The following is a 1,544-nucleotide window of genomic DNA, read 5'->3' on the forward strand; positions in this document are numbered from 1 at the left end:
ATAGCACTGATTTAAGCGTATTAAAAGCTGCCGTTGATTGGCTCAAATCCGGCTATCCTGTTGCCATCGCTACAGTTGTTCAAACATGGGGCTCTGCTCCAAGACCCATAGGCTCTTGGTTAGCTATTCGTGGCGATGGACAAGTTACTGGATCGGTTTCTGGCGGGTGTGTAGAAGATGACTTGATTCGCCGTGTCCAAACTGAAATCCTCACAAAGGATTTGCCTGAAATGGTGATCTACGGAGTTAGCCAACAAGAAGCTGCCCGCTTTGGCCTACCTTGTGGTGGAACGCTACGCTTATTGGTAGAACCAAAACCGGAATTAGCGATTCTGGAATCCATTCTGACATCCATCTCTAATCACCAAATCACTTCGCGCACGGTTGATCTCTCAACAGGAAAATCAACGCTAGAGGCTGGTGATCGTAATGAGGCTTTCATCTGTGATGAGCGACTGATGAAAACTACTTATGGTCCACGCTGGCGTATGGTCATCATTGGCGCAGGCCAACTCTCGCTTTATACCGCTGATTTTGCGCTCGCCTCTGACTTTGAAGTCATTGTGATTGATCCACGTGAGGAGTATGCAGAAGGGATTAATCGCGAGCACATTCAATTTATCAAGGGCATGCCGGATGACGTCCTGCTAGAAATCGGGGTTGACTCTCATACAGCTGTAGTTGCCTTAACGCACGATCCGAAGCTGGATGACATGGCCTTAATGGAGGCATTAAAGTCTCCCGCTTTTTATGTTGGTGCGCTGGGTAGCAGAATCAATACCCAGAAACGTAGAGCCCGCTTGCTCGAGTTTGATGTGACACAGGAACAGGTTGAACGCCTCCATGGTCCTGTTGGCCTATTTATTGGCGCCTTAACTCCACCAGAAATCGCTGTATCCATTTTGGCTGAAGTGATTTCAGTTAAGTACGGCCTACCAATCCCCAAGAAAGTCTGAGTCGAAAATAAAAAATCCGATCAAATAATGACCGGATTTCTTAAGTTCTGAGAAGCTGAGCGAAGAGTCTTAGTTCGCTTTTAGCTTTCCATCCTTGAGTCTTGGCTCAACAAAGTGTCCCTTACGAGCGCGATTACCTGCAAAAGACTTCAGAGTTTTTGCGTCGAGACTCAACTCTGTTGGCTTACCTGCACGACCAGCACCAGAATATGTAGCGCCATCAGGACCCACCGCAATTGCAGAAGCCAGCTTCTCCTTATCGTCCAAGCCCATCAAAATTACACCTTTACCACCAGTAGGTAAACGCTTGAGCTCGTCGAGCGGGAAAACTAGCAACTTAGAGCTTTCAGATAAGCAGGCAACTTGCTTCATGCCAGCAGTCACCTTAGCGGCTCCGAGCGGTGCATCACCGCCTGGGAATTTGCTATCGATACCAACAAATGACTTACCAGCCTTGTTACGGGTAGTCATGTCTGCAACGTTTGCTAGGAAGCCATTACCAGATCGAGTTGAGATCAGTACAAGATCATCAGATTGACCGGCATAGTAGGCCACCATCTGCGATCCAGCTGCCAAGTTCACAAAGCT

Annotated in this window: 2 protein-coding genes; one reads left to right on the forward strand and one right to left on the reverse strand. The window is 47.9% G+C overall.

From position 1 onward, the window contains the following. A partial coding sequence (locus B7Y67_RS17620; RefSeq protein WP_293599744.1) for an XdhC family protein occupies positions 1-956 on the forward strand: 956 nt, incomplete at its 5' end. A 69-nt stretch (positions 957-1,025) separates the two neighbouring features. Here B7Y67_RS17620 and B7Y67_RS17625 read toward each other — a convergent pair. Then, positions 1,026-1,544, reverse strand: a 519-nt coding sequence (locus B7Y67_RS17625; protein ID WP_293599745.1) for a DNA gyrase C-terminal beta-propeller domain-containing protein, incomplete at its 5' end; no start/stop codon positions are given.

The organism is Polynucleobacter sp. 35-46-11, assembly GCF_002281105.1.